Genomic DNA, 22,591 nt, shown 5'->3' with positions numbered 1-22,591 from the left:
ACTTTGCTATGATGGATATGTAAGTGGCACGCCAGTGCTTTTCCCGCGGGCAGCATGCGCTTAACGGAAAAGCGGAACAATGAAAACGATGGAAAGGTGGATGGGGCATTGAGACAGATGAAAGCGATTTCTATGAAGCAGGTGCACATGCATGACGAGTTTTGGTCCAAGCGGCAACAGTTGGTACGTGATGTTGTTATCCCGTATCAATGGGAGGTGCTGAACGATAGGATGCCAGGCGCTGCTCCGAGTCATGCGATGGAAAATTTCCGCATCGCCGCAGGGGAGGCGGAAGGTGAGTACGCCGGTGCGGTGTTTCAGGACACGGATTTCTCCAAGTGGCTTGAAACGGTCGGTTTCGCGCTCAGCTTGCAGCGCGATGAAGCGCTCGAGAGGATCGCGGATGAGGCCATCGATCTGGTCGGTCGTGCCCAGCAGCCAGACGGTTATCTGAACACGTACTTTACCGTGAAAAAGCCGGATGGCAAATGGACGAACCTGCGCGACGATCACGAACTGTACACTGCGGGCCATTTCATCGAAGCGGCTGTCGCTTATTATCGAGCCACCGGCAAACGCAAGGTGCTTGATATCGCGTGTTCGCTTGCCGATTGCATTGCGGCCGAGTTCGGTGCGGGTGCCACTCAGCGGCACGGCTACGACGGGCATCCCGAAATAGAGCTGGCGCTGGTGAAGTTATATCAGTCCACCGGCAACCGGACGTATCTGGAGCTGAGCAAGTTCTTCGTTGACGAACGCGGCAGGCAGCCGCATTTCTTCGACGGTGAGCAGCAGGCACGCACGGAAAGCAGATTCGGCCAACGGGGCTACGATTATTTTCAATCTCACCTGCCTGTCCGCGAACAAACCACGGCGGAAGGGCACGCTGTCCGCGCCGTGTATCTGTATTCCGGGATGGCCGATTTGGCGGCAGAATACGATGACCGCTCGCTTCTCGACGCGTTAAAGGAGCTATGGCGCAACACGACCCGCAAGCGGATGTACATAACCGGCGGCATTGGCTCATCGGCATATGAGGAACGGTTCACGGTCGATTATGATCTGCCGAACGAACGCGCTTACACGGAAAGCTGTGCCGCCATCGGTCTCGTGTTCTGGGCCAACCGGATGCTGCAGCTCGAAGCGGACGGCGAATATGCGGACGTGATGGAACGGGCCCTGTATAATGGGCTGCTTAGCGGTATCTCGTTGGACGGGACCAAATATTTTTACGTCAATCCGCTGGAGGTATGGCCGTCGACGTGCGAGCACCGCAACGATATGAACAAGGTGAAGGGCACGCGCCAGCCTTGGTTTGCCTGCGCCTGCTGCCCTCCCAACATCGCCCGGCTCCTGCTTTCGCTCGGTCAATACATGTATGGGGTGAACGACCGGGAAGTGTATGTTCATTTGTACGCATCCAACACGTTCCGTCATAAGATCGCCGGGGCTGAGCTCGAACTGGTGCAGCAGACAGCTTACCCGTGGCGTGATAAAGTGCTCTTCTCCGTATCGCCCGACCGGCCTGCGGAATTCACGCTCGCGCTGCGCTTGCCGGCCTGGTGCAAAAATCCTGGTATCACGGTGAACGGTGAGCCGGTTGATCCAGCATCCTGCGCAGAGCGCGGATATGCAAAGATCACGCGCACTTGGCAGCCGGGTGATAAGGTTGAGCTGACGCTTCCAATGCCGGTGGAGATTGTGCGCTCGCATCCCGCTTTGCGCGCGAATGCCGGCGCCATTGCGGTGCAGCGCGGTCCGGTGGTGTACTGCCTGGAAGAGGCGGACAATGGCGCCAACCTGCGTGATGTCACTCTGTCCCGCAATGCCGCTTTTTCCTCCGACTACGATCCAAGCTTATTGGATGGTGTGGTGACCTTGAAAACAACCGGCTGGCGATCTGAGATGCCAGCGGATGATGAACTATACACCACGGACGTGTTCGGCCGGCGGCAGGTAGATCTCACCGCAATACCGTATTACGCCTGGGCCAACCGCGAAGCCGGTGAAATGCTCGTCTGGATCAGGGAGCAGTAGACGATTCTCCCAACAGGTATATCGTGGCATAACGTAAGGAAGAGTTTCTATCGTCAACAAAAGCCAGGGGTACTTGACCGCGCGCATGCTTACGTTGCAAGTATCCCTTTTTTAATTTTGAAGCCGCTGCCACGGCCGTATGCCTTACCACTACTGCAGATAGGCATGTCTCACTTGTTGTTCATATGCGTTAGATAAAACGCCTTCCGAAACTCGGAAGGCGTCATTTGTTCGTACTTTTTAAAAAGTTTCATAAAATACTTTTCGTCCCTGATGCCAACGGTCTGTGCGATCTCCTTAATATTTTGATTGGTCCGTGACAGCAGATCCTTCGCCTTCCCCAGCTTAAGCAGATGGATATACTCCTGTAAATTCATCCCGGTCTTCTGCTTGAAAAAGCGGGACAAGTAATCTTTGTTGTAATTAAATTTCTCGGCGATCGAGCAAACGCTTATGTTGGTCAGCGCATGAATGCGTGTCCACTCCATGATGCGGGCGAGGTTGATTTCCGAATGCTTTTTGTTGTGGCCGATGGTAAACTCGCTGATCGTCTGCTCGGATAGTTCGATTAGCAGGGTGGTCAGCAAGTAGTGCGTGCCCTGGTACGTGTAATAGTTGGCGTTAGCTACATGCAGCAGCTGCTGGAACAGTATGTTCAGCCGTTCAATGCCGCGCGGGGTGGAGAACAGCGGAATGTAAATGTCTGCGACCAGCTGTTCCGCGTCCTGCCGGGTGCGAAGCAATCGCAGTTCCTCAGCCATCCGGGCATCATCGATGAGCGTATGATTTCCCGAACAGTGAAAATGAAACCAGAAGAACGATACGTCCTTATCGCACACGGCATGACCAAAGTGAACCCGATTTGGCAGCAAGAGAAGCACGTCCCCCGGTTTGACCTCATGTGGAGTATCCTCCTGTTGAATATATAGCGTGCCCTGGACGCCGATGATCACTTCGTAGCTGTCAATGCTCCGCCTGCTGTGCGACCAAGGTACTTCCGACACGAATTGTCCCGCAGATATGAACTGCATCGGTTTTTGTATATCAGCCTTCAACGTTTGCATAGGTTGTTGCCTCCTTTTTTGTTTTTAACTATATGTTGTCCCATTTCCACCTAATCCGCGACCGGCCGCCGCATATGTCCCCGATTGATAAAAGGTCATATTTGACCACCTAATCTGTTTTTCCGACTACCGACAAAATAATGGCAGGTTGATAAGATAAAAATAACCGGTCAAGGGAGGGACAAATGTATGAAAAAAAGGTTCGTAACAGTAAGCCTGATGTCACTAATGCTGTCGGCTTGCTCCATTGGGGGGCCCGGCTCCGGTGAGGGCGGGGATGCAACAGGAGACGGAAAGACAGTTACACTGCAGTTCATGGGCTGGGAAGCGAGTCCGCTGGAAACGGAAAGTGTCAAAAACGGGTTGAAGCGGTTTATGGAGGCCCACCCCCACGTTAAGGTCGAATATACACCGGTGCCTAACGCGCAATATCCGTCCAAACTGCTCACCATGCTATCCGGGAATGCCGCTCCTGATGTGTTTTTCTTAGGCAGCGCGGAGTACCGTGCTTTTCAAAAGCGGAATGTGCTGCTTGATCTGACGCCGCAATTTGACGAGAAGTATAAGCTGGACGATTTCATCCCATCGGCTGCACAGATCATGCAAATCGATGGCAAAGTGTATGGGGTGAGCAGCTGCACGGTGTCGCCGGTGTTGTTTTACAACAAACAGCTGTTTGATAAAGCTGGAGTACCTTATCCGCCGAGCGATCCGGCAAACGCATGGACTTGGGATGAGTTTGTCGACACTGCGCGGAAGCTCACTGTGAAAGACGGTGACAAAATTGCACAATACGGGGCGTTTGGGTTTGAAAATTTCAACATTGTCACGGCGCAAATATTTTCAAACGGCGGCGAGATGTATAACAAAGACAGTACGCAGTCGGTGATTCATTCGCCCGAAGTCAGCACGGTGCTGCAGAATCATCTCGACCTGCGGGTAAAGCACGCTGCAGCCCCGGAGACGAAAATGCTCGAGAATATAGGGATGAAGGGCGCCCAAATGCTGCAAACCGGCAAGGTTGCGATGCTCGCAGAGGGATCCTTTGCTTTGCAGGAGCTGGCAAAGATGAATTTCCCGGTAGGGGTGGCCGTACTTCCGAAGTTTAAGGAAGCGGTTACACATGGTCAAGCCCATGTGCACGCTGCCTCTGCCAAAACCAAGCATCCGAAGGAGGCATGGCAGCTGATCGACTTCCTCTCCTCCGAAGATTATCAGGCGCAGCTGATCAAAGAGGGGCTGTGGATGCCGAACCGGAAATCGATGTACACCGAAGAGGGTATCGCCAAATGGCACAATGACAAGGTGCATCCGGAAGGGTTCAAAGATCTGATCCCATATTTCCTCAATGCCCGGGTGACACCGTCCGCCTTACTGCGTTCCAACAAAGTTACGGCCATCATAACGGAGGAAATGGATAAGTACTGGTACGCCGGACAGACCGCCGACCAAACGCTCGGCAGCATCCAAGCCCGGTCCAATGAAGAGCTGGCGAGGCAATGAGTTTGCGTGGCACCGTGCGCCCAGTGGCGTTCAGCCCAGTGGCCGTGGAACCACTGTGCGGATGCCGCACTGACGAAAGGCTCGGCAATGGCCGGCCCGGTGCCGCGCCAGGCGGTGCCCCAAAGGCCAGCCCCAGCCAGAGCTGCAGAATATAACGTATCAGCTGTGCTCCGGATTTCGCCGGGGCGACAGCCGCGGAGGTGACGGTAATGTTCGGGAGATTATTATACAGGGACGGCACATGGGCGGTTCTGCTTCTGCTGCCTAATATGATCGGCTTCACTTTATTCACGCTCTTTCCGGTGGTAGCCTCATTCATCCTCTCCTTCACCGCATGGGATATGCTGACGCCCATTCAATGGGTCGGCCTGCAAAACTATAAAGAGCTGCTGCACGACGAAACATTCGTGAAAGTGTTCTGGAACACCATCTACTTTTCCGCCGTGTCGGTGCCGCTTAGTATCGTAATTTCCTTATTTCTTGCAGTAGCGCTCGACGTCGGCATAGGAGGGAAAAAGTTTTACAGGGCAGCCTATTTTTTGCCTGTGATCTCGTCAATGGTCGCCGTGGCGGTCGTATGGCAGTGGATTTACAACCCGGAATACGGCGCACTCAACTATTTTCTCAGCCTGTTCGGCGTCAAAGGACCGAGTTGGTTGACGAGCACGGTCTGGGCTATGCCTGCGGTCATTATCACAAGTGTCTGGAAAGGTCTCGGCTTTAACATGCTAATCTTCCTCGCCGGGCTGCAATCGATCTCCCATGACTACTACGAAGCGGCCGAGATCGATGGTGCCAGCTGGATGGACAAATTCCGCTATGTCACGGTTCCTCTGCTCACACACACCACTTTTTTCGTTACCGTCATGGCATTCATCCATTCCTTCCAGGTGTTCGATGCGGTATTCCTGATGACGCAGGGCGGACCTGCCCGGTCTACTTCGGTGATTGTGCATTACTTATATGAAAATGCGTTTATGTATTTCCGTATGGGCTATGCCAGCGCTATGGCGTACGTATTGTTTTTCATAGTGTTGGTCATCACGCTGATACAGTTTTGGCGGCAGAAAAAATGGGGCTCTTATTGAGGAGGTCATTCCGATGAAAATGAAGCTCGGGCTGCGAATCACCGCTCATCTCGTGCTGGGGTTGGGTGCACTCACCATGATCTTTCCATTTGTATGGACGCTCAGCACGTCACTCAAGAGTCTGCAGGACGTATTCGTTTTTCCGCCGACCTTGATTGGCGACGCGCTGCATTGGGAAAATTACTTTCGGATATCCGATCGCTTTCCGTTTGGCACACTTTTTCTGAACAGCCTGAAAATTACGGTGATCGTCGTGATCTTCCAACTGTTCACCAGTTCTATGGCCGGCTATGTGTTCGCGCGGCTGCGGTTTCGTTTTCGTGACACGCTGTTTGCGCTTTACTTGGCCACAATGATGGTGCCGGGCCAGGTTACGATTATCCCGAACTTCATCGCCATGAAGCTGTTCAATCTGGTGGACACGCACTGGTCGCTCATTTTGCCGGGACTCGTTTCGGCCTTTGGGACTTTCCTGCTGCGGCAGTTTTTCATGACGATACCGGCCGCGCTAGAGGATGCTGCAAAAATCGACGGATGCACACCGTTCGGTACGTATTGGCGTATATTCGTGCCGCTATCCAAACCGGCAATGGCGACACTCGGCGTCTTCGTATTCATGGGCACATGGAATGAATTTCTCGGTCCGCTCGTGTTCATCAATACGCTCAGCAAAATGACCCTGCCGCTCGGGCTGGCCTCCATGGAGGGGATGTATTCAACGGATTGGCCCGTCCTGATGGCCGGCACGATTCTAAGCGTGCTCCCGTTGATCATTATTTTCCTTCTGGCGCAGGACTTTTTCATCAAGGGGGTGACTTTGTCCGGCTTAAAAGGTGAATGAGCGGACGAGAAATGGCGTAACCTGTGTAGAGAATCAATCTACATATCCGATCGAAGGAGAAGAAGCGCCCCATGGTAGCGTTAATCGCGAGATATAAGGTAAAACCGAATGAAACGCAGCAAGTAATACAGCTTTTGCAGCAAATGCAGGCGAAGATAAAAGAATTTGAGCCCGCCTGCCAGATTTTCAGGGTACATAGACCGACGGATCATTCTGACGTTCTCGTCCTGTATGAGGTTTACACGGATATCGAAGCAATGGAAGCGCACCGCGGAACCGACCATTACCGGAACATCATCGAAGGTCAAGTAGCGCCGCTGCTGGAGGGCCGAGAGCGGGAAGTGCTGGACTTGGTCATCGACTGAGCTGAGAACCCCGCGTTTCAGCGTGCGCCTACCCGGCAGCACTGCACCGGCTGCTTCGGAGATCCGCGAGCATGCGATGGTACGGATATATCTGCCGAACGATGGGCAAAAAACGGCTTGGCATCGATGCCAAAGCCGTTTTTTGGTGTGTGCCTCGACGCACAAGCTGCCTACGCGGTCGGCACCAGCGTTGCAGGGCGCGCATGCCGCCGGCACCAGAATCACACGTGTGCCCATGCGGCCCGCATCTGCGTCAGAAGTTGCCTTGGTCGCCGGCACCGGCCGCTGGAGCGGTTCACTTCACGCCCTCGTAGATTCGCAGGGGTGGAGCATTCAGCAGACAATATTCAGCGCGCACGCGCGGGAAGTAATGGTGCATATGGTCCTTTAGATGACGGTCCTTCTGGAAAAACATCTGATAAGGCAGAAACTTGCCGCCCGTGTTAAGCACTTGGTGCGAATCGGAGACGATGCGGTCCTTGACCGGGTCGGGCAGAAAAGTGAACGGAATACCGGACACGACATAATCCGCTTTCGCTGCACCATTCCGGCGTGCCAAGATGTCGCCTACATTTTCCGCGCTGTCATGATGTATGGACATCCTCGGATCTTTAAACCGCTTGTGCAGAATAGCTACGAAACTCGGATTTCGTTCGATTAAAATCAGCTCCGACCCTCTGGTCATGCGGCTCAGCAAATATTCAGTGAATACGCCTGCGGCGGGCCCATATTCAACGATGACATTGTCCTTGGAAAAATCAATTTTGTTGCATACCTTTCTCACGCCGAATCGAGATGTCGGTGTTATTGATGCGATGTGTTTATCTTTTAACATGTTTTTAATGTAGAGAAAGGTGCTCAACGTAGAATCCGCTCCTTTTGGGATAAGTACAATCTTTACATTTTCCCAAAGCAGAGCAATTCATTCCATATTGTCTCAAATAGCTGGCAAGGTGATAGCACCACCTCCATGACAAACATTTCATTTTGCTTATGCCATTCAGTGGTGTATCATAGTATTTCAAGTAACAACAAGGAGATGGTAATTAGTGGGAAAGTTGCCCCGAACACGAACGGCTCTGCTGCTCGTGTTTCTTGTCATTATATGGGGAGTGAACTGGCCTTTATCCAAATTGGCACTGTCGTACACTCCACCTGTGTTGTTTTCTGGTCTTAGAACATTGCTCGGCGGGTTGTTGCTGCTGTTCGTGGCTATTCCGCGATACAGTAAATTGCATTTGAAGCAGACCTGGCACCTGTACGCGATCTCTTCTTTGCTGAATATTGTGCTTTACTATGGTCTGCAGACGATCGGGTTGAATTATTTGCCGTCCGGACTGTTTTCTGTGATCGTGTTCCTGCAGCCTGTGCTGGTGGGATTGTTCGCCTGGCTTTGGCTTGGGGAAGCCATGTTCGCGCTGAAAATTGTCGGGCTTATTCTCGGCTTCGCGGGAGTCGCTGTGATCAGTGCCGGCGGCTTGACGGGTGAAATTTCTTCCACAGGAATTCTGCTTGCCCTCGGAAGTGCCCTAAGTTGGGCGCTCGGCACGGTGTATGTGAAGCGAATCGGCGAAAGAGTCGATTCGATCTGGCTGGTTACGGCACAGCTTATTATGGGCGGACTATTGATGACGGGCTTGGGCACGGCCGCAGAGAGTTGGTCGAGTATCGAATGGAACTTAACATTCGTGCTGTGCCTGTCGTTTATTTCCGTGTTTGTCATCGCAATCGGCTGGCTCATCTTCTTCGCGCTGATCGGAGCAGGAGAGGCGAGCCGCGTGGCATCTTTCACATTCTTAATTCCGGTGATTGCTATAGCTTTCGGTATGATCATTTTGGATGAACCATTCACGCTAACGTTGTTTGGCGGGCTCGTGCTGATTATCATCAGTATCTTTTTTGTCAATCGCAAGCCGAAATCTCTTGCAGCACTAGGCAGCCGGCAAGCCGCGGTCGAGCCTGGAGGCGTCTGAGCGCTGCATCGTTAGCGCGAGCCGACCTTACATTAATTTACAAAAACTCGCTTTATGTGTCGAATTATCGTATTATCTGAGCAGGGTGTTTTCTACAAAGCACCCTGCTTTTTGAATTCCAGAATATATCTGCATATTGGAAGGTGTTCTGCTTGAAACTCATTTTGATTGAGGATGAACCGGAAGCTCTGCTCGGCATGCGCAAAGCGGTGGAGTCGATAGATTTGGAGTTTGCGTTGTACACTTCTAATAATGGGGAAGAGGCGTTATCCGTCATTCTGGACCAGCGGCCGGACTTGATTGTCACGGATATTATGCTGCCATACATAACAGGCTTGGAAATAGTGGAACAGGTGACCAGCCAGGAGTATCAGCCTAAGGTCATAGTTGTAAGCGGATACAATGATTTTGAATATGCCCGCAGGAGTATACAGGTAGGGGCCATGGATTATTTGCTCAAGCCGTTCGGCACGGATGATTTTACCGGAAAAATACGCAGAGCTATCGAGTCGATTCAACAAGAAAACATGCTCATGCAGCAGATGAAGCAGCAGCAAGCTTTCGCAGAGATTGGCAACCGGTCGATGCGGGATGCGTATCTGACGGATTTCTGTTTGCGGCGCACGAGCCTTGAGGAGCATCTTTACCAGAGACTGTGCCTCTGGGAGCTCGAGTGGCTGGCCAATGGGGCGTTGACACTGATCGTATTGGACACCAAGGGCTATCCTGACGGCAAGCCGCTCGGCCGGGAGTTCTCGCTTCAGACGTTTGCCATTGGCAATGTCGTGCAGGAACTGCTGCATGATCATGCGGCTTCCGTGCTGTTCAAGGACCCCCAGAACCGTTGGGTGATTTTAACGGCGGACGAGGACATAGAAGGATTGTCTACGTCGATCGTCACTGGCATTAACCAATACCAGAAGATCCCTATTGCTCTTGGCGCCAGTCCAGAAAGGTGTCGTTCGAGGATATTCATGCCGCCTACCACGAGTCTCTGAAAGCGTTTCGCATCAACGCGTTGTCCGACCAGTCGGACGATTTTTTTCATGCCGATCAACCGGAACCGCTCTCTGATGACCTCTCATCCCCGAAAATTATGACCGCTTTTATTTGCGACAAAGAGTACGAGATGATTGAACTCGGGGTAAGCCGCTATATTCGTTGCACGATCATGTCCGATGGCACGGTGAGCCGCGAAGATATGATTCGTCAACTGCTGAACTATATTTCACAAATCCACGTGCATGTTAGTACCGCCACAGCCAAGGAGCTCGAGGAGATCCCCATGAAGGTGTGGGAAACGTTCGACGAATGCAGAACGCTCGAGGAGCTGGCGAGTGTGCTATGCCAGTATTTGATCAACCTGAGCAAAGAGTTGTTCTCGCCGGCATCGAACGCCATGGTAGAACGCGCCCTGCAGATGATCGCCGAACGATACATGGAAGAACTCACCCTGCAAGTGATTGCGGATGAGCTGTCGCTGCACCCTGTATGGTTAAGCCAGCTGATCAAGAAGGAGACGGGACAGTCATACATGGATCACCTCACGGAAACGCGGATTCAACGGGCCAAGGTGCTGCTGAGGGAATCAAACTTTAAGATTTATGAGATTGTCGAGGCCGTCGGTTATCACGATCTGCAGCATTTTGGGAACGTATTCAAGAAACGGACAGGGCAGACTCCCAAGGAGTATCGATACGGAAAATGAAAAAGAAGAGACATTTCGCTTTCAAAGACAAGCTCTTCAACAAGATGTTTCTGCTGATGTCCGTATCGGTGTTTCTTCCTGTCGCGCTGTTAGGTTTTCTGTCTTACGACAAATCCAAAAGTCAGCTTACCTCAGTCACATCACAGCTGCTGGAAGATAATCTGCAGCTCAACGCCAAACAGCTGAATACGTTTTTCAAAAGTGTGGAAAAGGAAACGGAGAAAATGATCGCCTCCAAACCGCTGCAGAGCCTGCTCCGTTCGCCTCCGCCGAAATCGTACGAGGAAGAAGTAAGCTTCATCAATGGTATGGTAGACGTGATTATTTCACTTAAGGGATCTTACGAGCTGTACGTGCTTCCCAAAAATATGGAACATTATCCGCATTACCGGAAGCTGCTCACCTTGAACAAGCTCCAGCCCGGGTCTAATTTGTTTGAGCGGGCGTATATGCTGCAGCGCACCGGTATTTGGCTCCACGTGTGGGACGACAATTTGCATAAGGCGACGTTCATTTACGTGCGCGCTATCCGTGCGAATAATCTCGAACCGCTTGGTATTTTGGCCGTTCAGATTCCAGATTACATTTTTTTGGAGGAATTGGAGTCGCCTTCGTCGTTCGAACGCTATTTGTTCCTTATGGTCGACAGCGAAAACCACATCATCTCCCACCCGTCATCCGGTTTTTATAACACGGAATACATCCCCCGGCCGGGATGGTTTCAAGCGGAAAAGGAGCTCGACGAGGGGGGCTGGAAGCTGATTGCGGCCGTGCCTCAGCAGGACATAGCCGGCAGCATCGAGCAGATCAAAAATTTCTCGCTGTGGATAGTGGTCGGCAGTCTGGCCGTCATTTCACTTCTGCTGTATCTGATCGTGCGAAGCGTGACGCGTCCGCTTAGTGCGATGGTTGCCCACATGGACGAGGTGGGTCAGGGGAACCTCAGTCCTTTTCGCTTCAACAGGTCGAGAGCAGACGAAGTGGGGCAGCTTGCACAAGGATATAATCAAATGATTGCCGGCATGACCGAGCTGCTGCACACAACCAGACAAATGGAAGCCGACAAGCGGCAGCTCGAGCTGCAGACTTTGAACCACCAGATTAATCCGCACTTTTTCTACAACACTTTGGATGCGATTAAATGGCGGGCGGAAACCGTTCGGGAGAGTACGATCGCCACTATGGTGACGAAGCTCGCAAATTTGCTCCGGTTCAGCTTAAACAACGGTGACGAATGGACTACGATCGAGAGAGAAATAGAGCACGCCAAAAACTACTTGGACATCGAGCTGCTTCGCAGCAATCGGTCTTTTCAATTGTTTATTCAAGCGGATCCGGACCTGATGAAGCAGAAAATCATCAAGCTGATACTGCAGCCGATCGTTGAAAATGCAGTAAAACACGGAATGAGTAAACTGCCGGAGGGCAAGGGCAAAATCCGTCTGACCGTCAAGCGCAGCGACGGGGATATTGTCTTTATCGTGGAAGACAACGGACCGGGTCTGCAGGACAAGCATACCCCGCACCTGGATGTGCCGGGCGGCAGCGATGCCCCCCGCGGCATAGGGCTGAGCAACGTGCACAAGCGTATGCAGCTCCATTTCGGCGCAAACTATGGCATTCACATTGACCGGAATCAATCGCCCGGGCTGAGGGTTGTCGTGCGGCATCCAATGTAGATTAACGCGTGTATCATACACGTGTGCAACAGGCGAATTATTTTGCGGCAGCCGTTGTCGCAAGGACATGCAGCGCGCAAGTGGCGACCACCTCCTGTGGTGACAGGGGGTGGTCGCCTTTTTGTGTTGGTGGAAAACACATTAAGAAAGCAAGGGAAAACATTAATTTACCCATGTTCATTCTTTTTTTATGCGTGTGTATCATGAAGGTGTAATTCATTTCCACAGGAGGGGGCGCTGAAACGTGAGTGCCATCAAATATGGGTACAACACATTGGTCTATGCTGGGGAAGAAATAGAACAAGGGATCAAGAGAATTTCACGGTTTGGATATGACGGCGCGGAGTTCGTAGGAGAACCTGATAAATTGGATGCGCGCGGCATCCGGGAGGCGCTCGACAGATACAATTTGGAAGCGTCATCCATCTGCGCAATATATACGCCGCAGCGTGACCTGGTGTCAAGCGATGCCGCCATCAGACGAAACGCAGTGGACTACTTGAAGCAGTGCGTAGACTTCGCGAGTGCCATCGGCGCTAAAGGCATCTCCGTGACACCGACCGCCAACATGAAAATTCACGCGGAAGCGGATCTCGATACAGAGCTGGGTTGGGCGGCCGAAGGAATTAGAGAAGCCGGAATTTACGCAGGGGAGCACGGAGTGCGCTTGGCCCTAGAGGCGTGGAACCGTTACGAAACATACTTAATCAACCGACTGGAGCAATCGCTCGCACTGGTGAATCAAATCAACCTGCCTAATGTGGGCTGCATGGGCGACACGTATCATATGAACATTGAAGAAACCGACATCGCGGAAGCATTCCGGAACGTTGGTGACAAGCTCTATTACGTTCATTTTGCGGACAGCAACCGCGCGGCACCCGGCAGAGGCCACATTGATTTTAAACCTCTCGCACAGGCGCTGCTGGATATCAATTACAAAGGGTACATCTCAATGGAGCTTCTGCCACCGTTCGCAGACCCATTCAGCGGCGTGAGATGTGAAGAGTTCTACGACCAATACACACAAGAATCCATCGACTACCTGAAAAAATTGTTCGGTTCTTTATCATAAGGAGGTTGTACCACAATGGAAACTATGGTGGCTGCGGTCCTCCACAAACCGGAAGACATGAGAATTGAACAAGTATCTGTTCCTGAAATAGCGGACAATGAAATTCTGATTGCTGTCAAACGATGCGGCATTTGCGGCACCGATCCCCATATTTACCGCGGACACTTCCCGGCGCCGACACCGCTCATCCAAGGCCATGAATTTTCGGGTGAGGTCGCCCAAATCGGGTCCGCTGTCACCACAGTCAAAGTTGGGGACAGAGTCACTGCGGACATTAATATCAGCTGCGGCAAATGCTTCTTCTGCCGGATGGGGCATAAACTGTTCTGCGAAGAAATCATGCAGATCGGTGTTCATATCGACGGGGCGTTCGCGCAGTATGTGAAAGTCCCGGAGTCCAACATCTACAAGCTGCCGGAAGATATGAGCTGGGAAGATGCGGCATATATAGAGCCGCTTGCTTGCGTCATCCGCGGACAGGAGCGCGCCGCCATTACAATGGGCAGCACGGTCGCGATCATTGGAGCGGGTCCGATGGGACTGGTGCATGCACAGCTGGCAAAATTGAATGGTGCAAGCAAGGTTACCATCAGCGAAATGAACGCGGTGCGGCTTGCAAAGGCGAGAAGCCTCGGCATTGATCATGTAATTGACGCGTCCTCGCAGGAGGCGGTGCGGGCGGTGAAGGATTTGACGGGAGGCCGGGGAGCCGACTTCGTTATTGAGGCGGTCGGTGCGGTGCCGACTTACACGCAAGCATTCCAGATGGTGCGTCGCGGTGGAACACTGGTCACTTATGGAGCCGCGCCGGCCACTGCCACGATGGAGATCCGGCCATTCGAAATTTACAGCAAAGAGTTAACCATAGTGGGTTCCTATGCGGGTACATACGACACCTGGCTGAAAGCGATCAATCTGATCTCAAGCAAGCGGTTCAAACCCAGCGATATTATCAGCAAGTCGATTCCGTTGAGCCAAGCTGAGGAAGGAATCCGCGAAGCCATGAGCAACAAAGACACGATTAAAATTATAGTAGACTGCTCTTAATTTCTTGCAGTTTCAGGGGGGATGAATATGCAATCAAAGTGGATCAAGTCATCTGCGGCCTTGCTGCTCACCAGTTCCATGCTGCTAGGCGCTTGCTCTTCGGATAACGATGCGTCGGCATCCGGCGACAGCGGCGAATCCGGACAACAGGTCACGCTGAACGGGGTATTCCTTGGCGCCACATGGGGCCAAGCCGCACAGGAGCTGGCAAAAGAATACGAGAAAGAAACCGGCGTAAAGGTGAATATTGAGCTCGTCGGACGTGATGTAATTTATCAAAAGCTCGCTTTGTCCATCGCCGGCCAAGCCAATTATGATCTGTTTAACGTGGATTACAACTGGGTACCGGAATTCGCATCCACAGACAGCTTATATCCGCTGGACGACCTGATCAAACAGAACAACATCGATACATCCAAATACTTGCCGCGGGCACTGGCATTGACGCAGTGGAACGGCAAGAACGGCTCTTTCGGCGAGGGCGGAACCATCTACGGGCTGCCCCAAACCATCCATCCGCACCTTCTTTGGTACCGTTCCGATCTGTTCAATGATGCAAAGATTAAGCAGGAATTCCAAGCCGAATACGGCTACGATCTTGTACCGCCGAAAACGATGCAGCAGTTCCGCGACGCGGCTAAATTTTTTAACGGCAAAGAAGTGAACGGACAAAAAATGTACGGTTGGGCCGCTCAAGCGAGTAAAGGCTTCGGTAATGTTCACACATGGCTTACATTTATGTATTCCAACGGAGCGGATGTAATTGATTGGAGCAGCATGACTTCCTCCTTGTCCACGCCGGAAGCTATCGAGGCGACGAAAACGTGGGCCGATCTGCTAAGCTACTCGCCGCCGGGAATTAACGATTATACGTTCGCGGAAGTAGCGTCTGATGCCGCGCAAGGCAAGCTGGCGATGGCGCTGCACTGGTCATGGTCCGCTTTTGAGGTAGATGATCCGACAACGTCGAAAACCGTGGGCAAATGGGACTTTGTTCAAGTGCCGGCGATGAAACAATCCGTACCTCATCTTGCGGGCTGGTCCGTTGTCATGCCCAAAACGACCAAGCATCCGGAGGAAGCTTTTAAATTTATGACTTGGCTGGAAAGCAAACAAAACGATGTGAAGCAGGCTGCGATGGGCGGCGGTGATCCGGTTCGCGAGGAATCTTACTCGGATCCGACATTGACGGATCAAGTAATCGAAGGCACCGATGTGAAAAAATTCCGTCGATACGAGGCCCTCCAGGAGGCTATGAAAACAACGAAAGCGCGCCCATTCTTCCCGCAAGAAGAGAAGTGGGAAAGTACCGTATCGGAATATCTCAGCGCCGCACAGTTGAAGCAAATTACCGTGGAAGACGCATTGAAGAAAGCCGACGAAGCGGTTAACGCGATGCTGAAGTAGCAGCGAAGGCAGGTATCGCTAGTAGCGATAGATTGATAAAAGAGGGGGATTTGGTGCCCCTCGTTAGCACTAGCCAATCTGAGCAGATGAATTGCGGATAATCAGGAGGTGGGTATGCTCTGGAGGAGCGACAGCGTCCGCCTTTGTCAGTAGGAAATCACCGATCAACAGCTTAATCAAAATTTCCTACTGACCACAGCGGCCGGAAGAGCATGCCCACTCCGCCCAGCTGTTCCGCATTTCCAACGAGTAGTTGGTTTGCACTTTATGAGGGGGACTCTTCCCCGAAATTATCATTCGGGAGCGTGGAATATGAACAAACTCAGACTGAACAGGAGTGGGCCTTATCTGGTGATGGTACCCGGGGTGATACTCCTGCTCCTATTTTCCATCTATCCCTTCTTGTTTCTTTTAAAGATCAGTTTTCAAAAATACAGTCCAATTGGGAAAACGCAGCCCTATGTCGGGTTTGATAATTATATTACGTTATTTCAAGACCACAATTTCTGGAACGCGATCAAAGTGACGGCCGTTTTTGTCGTCAGCACGGTGTCTTTGGAGTTTATCATTGGACTTGCATTGGCCGTTATTTTAAACCAGCTGCGCTTTGGGGAACGCCTTTTTCAATCCCTGATCCTCATCCCTATCGCCATGGCGCCCACAGTTGTCGGCCTGATGTTCCGATTCATGATGAACGACCAGTACGGCGTGCTGAACTATTTCTCTGAACTGTTCGGATTCGGCAGAAACGCGTGGCTTTCCAATCCCGATAAGGCGTTGACGGCGATCATCATCACCGATGTGTGGCAGTGGACACCGTTTATGATGATCATTCTTCTGGCCGGATTAAAAGGCATTTCCGACGAGCCTTATGAAGCGGCTTCGATCGATGGCGCATCCGCTTGGCAGACGTTCTGGTACGTGACCATTCCACAGCTGTCCAAAATCATTTATATTGCGTTGCTGTTGAGAACCATCGACGCATTCCGGATATACGACACTATTTATATGATGACCAAGGGAGGGCCTGTCAATGTTACGTCCACGTTGAGCTGGATTGTGTATGACAAAGGCTTCAAGTTCCTCGAATTCGGCTATGGTGCGGCTATCTGCGTCGTCATGTTGATTGTGGTAGTGGGACTGCTCACGCTGCTGCTGAAGAAATTCGATGTATTCGAGGTGGAGCCGAGACGATGAACACATCCAAACAGAAGTGCTTGGCTGGTCTGCAGCTCATCATTGTACTGCTCGCTATGGTAGTGTTTGTTTTTCCAATTTTCTGGATGATTTTGACTTCCCTAAAAACGCAAAATGATGCCTTTACCGCCGTACCGAAGTGGATTTTCTCGGTCACCTTTGATAATTACAAAACCGTATTGTTTGACCGGAACTTTATGGCATATCTGATGAACAGCTTTTACGTATCATTAGTGTCAACGCTCTTTGCCGTACTGCTCGGCTGCGGCGTAGCGTACCCGTTCGCCAGATACGGCTTGAGAGGGACCAAAGATGTTCTCACCTGGATTCTCACTTTGAGAATTGTGCCGCCTATCGTCTCGATTACGCCGATTTATCTGCTTTTCTCCAAATTCAACATGCTCGATTCGTATACGGCTCTCATCCTGATGTATACCTTTATGAATCTGCCGCTCGCTATCTGGCTGTTGTACGGCTTTTTCAAGGACGTTCCCGGTGAACTGGAGGAATCAGCGCTGGTCGACGGATGCAACAGGTTTACCGCATTTTTCCGGGTTATTTTCCCGGTCGTTGCACCGGGCCTTATATCCGCCGGACTGCTGTCTTTCATTTTCGCATGGAATGAATTTTTGTTCGCGAATATTTTGTCTGGGCCGAATGTCCGGACCGCCCCCGTTGGGCTGAATGAATACGCTACACCGGTGAGTGTGCTGTGGGGCCAGATCGCGGCGGCGGGAACGATGATTATTGTGCCGATCGCGGTCATTACTATCGCACTGCAGCGTAAAATGGTACGTGGTCTAACAATGGGCGCGGTGAAAGGCTAATCCGATCATCAAAAGCCAAGCATTGTCGAAGGAGGCAAAAATACATGTTCACATACAGCGTGACGCAATGGATCTTCGGTCACGAAGAAATGGAGCTCAGCTTACGGAGGCTGAAAAAGCACGGCTATGACGGCGTGGAGCTGGCCGGGGAGCCAAAAAAAATCAATATTGCGGCGACACAGGCAATGCTCCAGCAATATGACCTCACATGCACATCGATTTGTGGCATTTACACTCCTGAGCGCGACTTATCCAGCAGCAAACCGGATATCCGGCACAATGCGATTCAATATGTCAAGGACTGTGTTGACATGGCGGTACAATTAGGCGCGACCGTGGTTATAGTGGTCCCGACGCCGGTAGGCAAAAGCGGCCCGGACACAACCCAGCAGGAAGAGTGGGCCAACGCGGTCGCCAGCTTGAAGGAGGCCGGTACGTACGCGGCTGAAAAAAACATTCATTTATCAGTCGAGGCGTTGAATCGTTATGAGACTTATTTGGTTAATAAGTTAGACGTGGCAAAACAATTTGTGCAGCAGGTCGATGTGAAGAGTGTCGGCATCATGGCGGACTTGTTTCATATGAGCATTGAGGAAAGAGATCATGCGGCCGCGTTGCGCAGCATTGCCCCCCATCTGATGCATGTGCACATTGCGGACAATACACGGGAAGCCGCCGGATACGGGCAGACCGACTTTACTGGTGTGATCAGCACGCTGCTCGAATTGGGCTACACGGGCAACATTACGATGGAATTTCTGCCTCCGGTCTCGAATCCCTATCTGGTGGCGCACCACGGTGAAGCTCAAGCAAGCTCCATTTATGATGAATACACCAAGCAGTCAATCGACCATATCAAGGCAATTGTGAATAGTTTGCAGCTCAAATGACAGCAGGTAACCGCTTGTGAACTCATACGTCTGCCACAGCAGCCGCGTGCATTGGCATGGCAGTCATGCGTCCACACTGAGAAAAATTTCAGCTGCTAGGTTGGAGGGATAATCGAATGAATACCATTAAAGTGGGCATTGTTGGCACGGGCTTCTCCGCAACGGCACATATGGAAGCGTTGAGGCGGATACCGTGCGTAGAACCGCTGGGGGTAGCAGGAAGCTCCCTGGAAAAAAGCAAAGAAATCGCGGACAAAATGAATATTCCGCGAGCATATGCGTCATACCAAGAGATGCTGGCAGATGCGGACATCCAGGCGGTTCATAATTGTACGCCGAACTCCATGCATTTCGAGATTAACCGGCAAGTACTCCTTGCAGGCAAGCACCTGCTGTCCGAGAAGCCGCTCGCAATCAACAGCACTCAATCGGCGGAGCTGGTGGAATTGGCCGCGCAAACGGATGTCGTGAGTGGAGTCAGCTTCAATTACAGGCATTACCCGATGGTGTCGCAAATTAAAGAAATGCTGCAGGCGGAGGCTCAAAGCAAAATTAACCTCGTGTATGGAGGATATCTTCAGGATTGGCTGTTATATGACACCGACTACAGCTGGAGACTGGATCCTGAGCAGAATGGCCCTTCACGCGCTGTTGCCGACATCGGATCGCATTGGTGCGATACGGTACAGCACGTATTGAATAAAAAGATAACGGAAGTATTTGCAGATCTGAAAATTGTTCATCCAGTGAGGAAACGCCCCAAGGCGAAAACGTCCACATTTACGGCGAGCGGGCAGACCGAGCGCGAAGAGGTACAGGTGAGTACCGAAGATTACGGCAGCGTACTAGTGCATTTCGAAGACGGCGTGCAAGGCGTGTTTACGGTGTCCCAGGTCACTGCGGGCAGAAAAAACCGGCTCCATTTTGAAATCGCGACCAGCCGCTCGTCATTCGCGTGGGATCAGGAAAAGCCGGATCAGCTCTGGGTGGGCAAGCGAGAGCAGGCGAGTCAGGCATGGTTCCGGGACCCTGACTTATTGTCTTCCAAATCGGCCGAGCTGGCGCATTATCCCGGCGGGCACAACGAAGGCTGGCCGGACGGGCTCAAGAATCTGTGCATCGACTTTTACAAAAAGGTGCTCGATAGGCAGCATCAAAGCTCTTTTGCCACGTTAGCGGATGGACATCGCAATATGCGAATCGTTGAGGCGGTGCTGCAAAGTTATCAGGAAAAGAAATGGATACGTGTTGATACATAGTAACTTCTTGTCCTGCTGCAGCTAACAAACAATAAAAGAAGAGACCCGAGTGCATCCCGGGTCTCTTGCAGCGTGAGTTTGCATCAGCGTTTCACCGTAAATCTCGCATTCGCCCAATCGGCGTGGTCGTCAGTCATGCCATTGCCGCCGTTTGTTACAACGAGTCTGAGCACATTCACTCCATCCGTGGCGATGTTCACATGTTGCGCCGGAGACTCGCCCACCATTAACCCGCTGTCGTACACTATTTTTCCATCAGCCCATATTTGAAAGTTAACGGAACCCATATCATCCCGCTCTTCATCATCCACCCCAACATCTGCAGTGAACGCCGATACGTTCCCGCCCAGATAGTAAGATACCTCCGAGTGCGAATGCACGCCTAATCCCTTATCGTAAGTTACACCGTTGAGCGTGATAGGTTTACCGCCGACACTTTTGTCTTTTTGGATCGAGCGCCAGCCGTTAACGCTGCTTCCGAAGAACGGCAGATCACTCACAAATGCGTCTGCTGCCGGCGCCGCCGGTGGAATTTGCACAGATAGCGGGAACGTGACAGTGTTAGGTGTCTTTTTGCTACCGTGGCTGTAACTGACGTTGACTGTCAGGCTGTCAGCGCCTGCATTTGCGTCCTGAGGGACAGTGATTTCCCACGTTACTTCCATGGTTCGTTTGTGCTTATTATTTGATAGTTTTTTCAGCGTTGTATCCGATTTGGGCCGCACGATCCACTGGTCGGGTGCATCTAGCATCACATCTATCTCTCTCAGGTCAGTGAAACCGTTATTGGCCAGTGTCATCGTTACCTCCGTGGGTTTGCCCGGCACGATCAAATCGGTCGAAAGCTGCGCAAGCGCAACAGACGGCTGTGATTTGTCCGCTTGACCTTGGCTTATCCGGAACATGGTTGTGCCGTGCGCAGGCACCACCGCATCGATAACACCCGTCACAGCCGTTTCCTGGTGCGCCCACAGGTCTCGCACAATATAAGCTGCGGACTCGTCCAAACCGAGCGCCGCCGTATGGATACTCATAGTCGTAGTTCGGCTGCCGCGGTTGAGAAAAACAACTGCCCGATCGCCGTCCGCCAGCGGTCTCATCCAAATTTCATGATCGCCATCATCCTCGATTTTCTTTCCCTGCAGACCCGCTGGATCTTGATCGACCGCGATGACTTCCTTATTGAGTAAAATTTCTTTGGTCGCGTCCGACATGCTGCGCAGGTCATTGCCCGCGATCAACGGAGCGGCCAACACGCTCCATAAGCTGAAGTGCGCCCGGTATTCGTCTGCGGTCATGCCGCCATTGCCCACCTCGAGCATGTCGGGATCGTTCCAATGTCCCGGTCCTGCGTATGATTCAAGGCCAACCTGCTGGTCCAAAATACTCATCACGGAGTCCCATCTGTCGCTGATATCTGCGGTTGTGCGCCAGAGATGGCCTACTTGTGGCCCCCATACCCATGGATGCTGCTCTCCCCAGTTGCATATGCTGAACACAATCTCCCGTCCGGTGGCCGACAACGCGTTCTTCATCTGAGTATATTGCGTTTCCGCGTCCAGTCCGGTGGCGTAACACCAATCGAATTTCAGATAGTCCACACCCCATTCGGCAAATTTCCGCGCGTCTTGTTCATAGTGGCCGTAGCTTCCCGGCAGTCCCTTGCATGTTTTTGTGCCGGCATCCTCGTATATGCCCAATTTCAATCCTTTACTGTGAACATAATCAGCCAGCGCCTTAATCCCATTTGGGAAACGGTCAGGATCCGCCTGAAGGTCTCCGTTGGCATCCCGGGTGGGCGCCATCCAGCAATCGTCGATGTTGACATATTCATATCCCGCTTCTTTCATTCCGCTCGCCGCCATGCTGTCGGCCATTTCCTTAATAAGGTTCTCATTTATGTTGCAGCCAAATTTGTTCCAGCTGTTCCATCCCATAGGCGGTGTTTCTGCCAGACCGTTATCGAGCGCATTAACCGGGCGGGCATCCCTAAACCATAAGATACCTGACGAGAGAAATATTGTAAGAAAAACAGTCAAAAAAAATCGATAACTTCGGGTACGTTTCATAGCCGTTATGTCACTCCTTTTATTTGTTTTCCTTTGCGGCTTGTGTCATGTATGTACTCTGCGGGGAGGAGGGATACCGCTCCACGTTAACCTGTTCACACCAGCATCACCTTTGCTTTCTGAGTCAAAGTGGTGATTAAAGAAGGGCGATTGACGATTTTGCAGCGGCTGCGAGTGTCCCTGATGTCCCCGATGTCCCGATGTCCCGTCAATGCTGCGTCCGCTAGGCCGCACTATATGAGCGGTTAACCCATTATGTAAAATGTGCCAATATCCCCTATTATAACACAGCATGTGTAACCGTTTTCAATTTACTCATTTCTACGATATCAGCGCTGATTTCTACGCTGACCGGCTGTTACGTTTATTCGCGGCTCTCCCGCGCACCGGATGGGTATCATAAGGCGCTATAATCCAACGGGCGACAAACGACGCCCCTAGGTCGACTGCAACTGCACCCCAAAATCACGTTCTGACAAGTTGGAGGTGCAGTTCACTAAGGGTGGCGGCCTGTTTTTGTAGGTCGCCTGGTGGGGGAGAACCGGCCGCGGCGCAGCTTCGT

General features: G+C 51.9%; 19 protein-coding genes. 16 read left to right on the top strand and 3 right to left on the bottom strand.

What is annotated here, in order from left to right:
* The first annotated feature begins 117 nt into the window (after positions 1-117).
* A complete protein-coding gene (locus CBW46_RS10430; RefSeq protein WP_089200032.1) occupies positions 118-2,037 on the top strand; it encodes a glycoside hydrolase family 127 protein in 1,920 nt (639 codons plus the stop codon).
* A gap of 170 nt (positions 2,038-2,207) precedes the next feature.
* Here CBW46_RS10430 and CBW46_RS10425 read toward each other — a convergent pair whose 3' ends face one another.
* Positions 2,208-3,101, bottom strand: coding sequence for a helix-turn-helix transcriptional regulator (locus CBW46_RS10425; protein WP_089199939.1), 894 nt, complete (start codon positions 3,099-3,101; stop codon positions 2,208-2,210).
* 189 nt (positions 3,102-3,290) lie between these two features.
* On the opposite strand from CBW46_RS10425, the gene CBW46_RS10420 reads away from it, so the two are divergent.
* From CBW46_RS10420 to CBW46_RS10405, 4 genes are all read left to right on the top strand, one after another.
* Positions 3,291-4,604, top strand: coding sequence for an ABC transporter substrate-binding protein (locus CBW46_RS10420; protein WP_089199938.1), 1,314 nt, complete (start codon positions 3,291-3,293; stop codon positions 4,602-4,604).
* Positions 4,605-4,813: 209 nt separating this feature from the next.
* Positions 4,814-5,692, top strand: coding sequence for a carbohydrate ABC transporter permease (locus CBW46_RS10415; RefSeq protein WP_089199937.1), 879 nt, complete (start codon positions 4,814-4,816; stop codon positions 5,690-5,692).
* Between the two features lie 13 nt (positions 5,693-5,705).
* A complete protein-coding gene (locus CBW46_RS10410) occupies positions 5,706-6,533 on the top strand; it encodes a carbohydrate ABC transporter permease (RefSeq protein ID WP_089199936.1) in 828 nt (275 codons plus the stop codon).
* Positions 6,534-6,604: 71 nt separating this feature from the next.
* Positions 6,605-6,898, top strand: a complete 294-nt coding sequence (locus CBW46_RS10405; RefSeq protein ID WP_089199935.1) for a putative quinol monooxygenase — start codon at positions 6,605-6,607, stop codon at positions 6,896-6,898.
* Positions 6,899-7,193: 295 nt separating this feature from the next.
* Here the strand turns inward: CBW46_RS10405 and CBW46_RS10400 are convergent, their stop codons facing one another.
* Positions 7,194-7,760, bottom strand: coding sequence for a class I SAM-dependent methyltransferase (locus CBW46_RS10400; RefSeq protein WP_089199934.1), 567 nt, complete (start codon positions 7,758-7,760; stop codon positions 7,194-7,196).
* A gap of 187 nt (positions 7,761-7,947) precedes the next feature.
* Here CBW46_RS10400 and CBW46_RS10395 point away from each other — a divergent pair, with 187 nt between their 5' ends.
* From CBW46_RS10395 to CBW46_RS10345, 11 genes are all read left to right on the top strand, one after another.
* A complete protein-coding gene (locus CBW46_RS10395) occupies positions 7,948-8,871 on the top strand; it encodes a DMT family transporter (RefSeq protein ID WP_089199933.1) in 924 nt (307 codons plus the stop codon).
* 152 nt (positions 8,872-9,023) lie between these two features.
* Positions 9,024-9,869, top strand: a complete 846-nt coding sequence (locus CBW46_RS10390; RefSeq protein ID WP_089199932.1) for a response regulator — start codon at positions 9,024-9,026, stop codon at positions 9,867-9,869.
* A complete protein-coding gene (locus tag CBW46_RS10385; RefSeq protein ID WP_089199931.1) occupies positions 9,827-10,579 on the top strand; it encodes a helix-turn-helix transcriptional regulator in 753 nt (250 codons plus the stop codon). The genes CBW46_RS10390 and CBW46_RS10385 overlap by 43 nt, the downstream gene beginning before the upstream one ends.
* Positions 10,576-12,258, top strand: a complete 1,683-nt coding sequence (locus tag CBW46_RS10380) for a cache domain-containing sensor histidine kinase (protein WP_089199930.1) — start codon at positions 10,576-10,578, stop codon at positions 12,256-12,258. The genes CBW46_RS10385 and CBW46_RS10380 overlap by 4 nt, the downstream gene beginning before the upstream one ends.
* A gap of 244 nt (positions 12,259-12,502) precedes the next feature.
* The gene (locus CBW46_RS10375) at positions 12,503-13,333 is read left to right on the top strand and encodes a sugar phosphate isomerase/epimerase family protein (protein ID WP_207802266.1); all 831 of its coding nucleotides are present in this window, start codon (positions 12,503-12,505) and stop codon (positions 13,331-13,333) included.
* A gap of 15 nt (positions 13,334-13,348) precedes the next feature.
* Entirely contained in the window at positions 13,349-14,380 is a 1,032-nt protein-coding gene (locus tag CBW46_RS10370) for a zinc-dependent alcohol dehydrogenase family protein (RefSeq protein ID WP_089199929.1), read from the top strand.
* Positions 14,381-14,407: 27 nt separating this feature from the next.
* Positions 14,408-15,787 carry an ABC transporter substrate-binding protein gene (locus CBW46_RS10365; RefSeq protein ID WP_165842261.1) on the top strand — a complete coding sequence of 460 codons (1,380 nt, stop codon included), beginning with the start codon at positions 14,408-14,410 and terminating at the stop codon, positions 15,785-15,787.
* Between the two features lie 312 nt (positions 15,788-16,099).
* Positions 16,100-16,984, top strand: a complete 885-nt coding sequence (locus tag CBW46_RS10360) for a carbohydrate ABC transporter permease (RefSeq protein WP_165842260.1) — start codon at positions 16,100-16,102, stop codon at positions 16,982-16,984.
* Complete coding sequence (locus CBW46_RS10355) at positions 16,981-17,811, top strand: carbohydrate ABC transporter permease (protein ID WP_089199926.1); 831 nt, start codon at positions 16,981-16,983, stop codon at positions 17,809-17,811. The genes CBW46_RS10360 and CBW46_RS10355 overlap by 4 nt, the downstream gene beginning before the upstream one ends.
* A 44-nt stretch (positions 17,812-17,855) precedes the next feature.
* Complete coding sequence (locus tag CBW46_RS10350; RefSeq protein WP_089199925.1) at positions 17,856-18,701, top strand: sugar phosphate isomerase/epimerase family protein; 846 nt, start codon at positions 17,856-17,858, stop codon at positions 18,699-18,701.
* 116 nt (positions 18,702-18,817) lie between these two features.
* A complete protein-coding gene (locus CBW46_RS10345; protein WP_089199924.1) occupies positions 18,818-19,960 on the top strand; it encodes a Gfo/Idh/MocA family protein in 1,143 nt (380 codons plus the stop codon).
* 83 nt (positions 19,961-20,043) lie between these two features.
* Here the strand turns inward: CBW46_RS10345 and CBW46_RS10340 are convergent, their stop codons facing one another.
* Positions 20,044-22,029, bottom strand: a complete 1,986-nt coding sequence (locus tag CBW46_RS10340) for an NPCBM/NEW2 domain-containing protein (protein WP_089199923.1) — start codon at positions 22,027-22,029, stop codon at positions 20,044-20,046.
* Between the last annotated feature and the right edge of the window lie 562 nt (positions 22,030-22,591).

Origin of the sequence: Paenibacillus xerothermodurans (assembly GCF_002220865.2) — a bacterium.
GTDB lineage: Bacteria > Bacillota > Bacilli > Paenibacillales > NBRC-103111 > Paenibacillus_S > Paenibacillus_S xerothermodurans.
The sequence above is the reverse complement of the archived record's forward strand: the minus strand, read 5'-3'. Positions and strand labels throughout refer to the sequence as shown.

Bases quoted from the DNA above. Each gene is read 5' to 3' on its own strand.
- CBW46_RS10430 (WP_089200032.1), top strand. From the start codon at position 118: ATGAAAGCGATTTCTATGAAGCAGGTGCACATGCATGACGAGTTTTGG.
- CBW46_RS10425 (WP_089199939.1), bottom strand. From the start codon at position 3,101: ATGCAAACGTTGAAGGCTGATATACAAAAACCGATGCAGTTCATATCT.
- CBW46_RS10420 (WP_089199938.1), top strand. From the start codon at position 3,291: ATGAAAAAAAGGTTCGTAACAGTAAGCCTGATGTCACTAATGCTGTCG.
- CBW46_RS10415 (WP_089199937.1), top strand. From the start codon at position 4,814: ATGTTCGGGAGATTATTATACAGGGACGGCACATGGGCGGTTCTGCTT.
- CBW46_RS10410 (WP_089199936.1), top strand. From the start codon at position 5,706: ATGAAAATGAAGCTCGGGCTGCGAATCACCGCTCATCTCGTGCTGGGG.
- CBW46_RS10405 (WP_089199935.1), top strand. From the start codon at position 6,605: ATGGTAGCGTTAATCGCGAGATATAAGGTAAAACCGAATGAAACGCAG.
- CBW46_RS10380 (WP_089199930.1), top strand. From the start codon at position 10,576: ATGAAAAAGAAGAGACATTTCGCTTTCAAAGACAAGCTCTTCAACAAG.
- CBW46_RS10370 (WP_089199929.1), top strand. From the start codon at position 13,349: ATGGAAACTATGGTGGCTGCGGTCCTCCACAAACCGGAAGACATGAGA.
- CBW46_RS10365 (WP_165842261.1), top strand. From the start codon at position 14,408: ATGCAATCAAAGTGGATCAAGTCATCTGCGGCCTTGCTGCTCACCAGT.
- CBW46_RS10360 (WP_165842260.1), top strand. From the start codon at position 16,100: ATGAACAAACTCAGACTGAACAGGAGTGGGCCTTATCTGGTGATGGTA.
- CBW46_RS10355 (WP_089199926.1), top strand. From the start codon at position 16,981: ATGAACACATCCAAACAGAAGTGCTTGGCTGGTCTGCAGCTCATCATT.
- CBW46_RS10350 (WP_089199925.1), top strand. From the start codon at position 17,856: ATGTTCACATACAGCGTGACGCAATGGATCTTCGGTCACGAAGAAATG.
- CBW46_RS10345 (WP_089199924.1), top strand. From the start codon at position 18,818: ATGAATACCATTAAAGTGGGCATTGTTGGCACGGGCTTCTCCGCAACG.
- CBW46_RS10340 (WP_089199923.1), bottom strand. From the start codon at position 22,029: ATGAAACGTACCCGAAGTTATCGATTTTTTTTGACTGTTTTTCTTACA.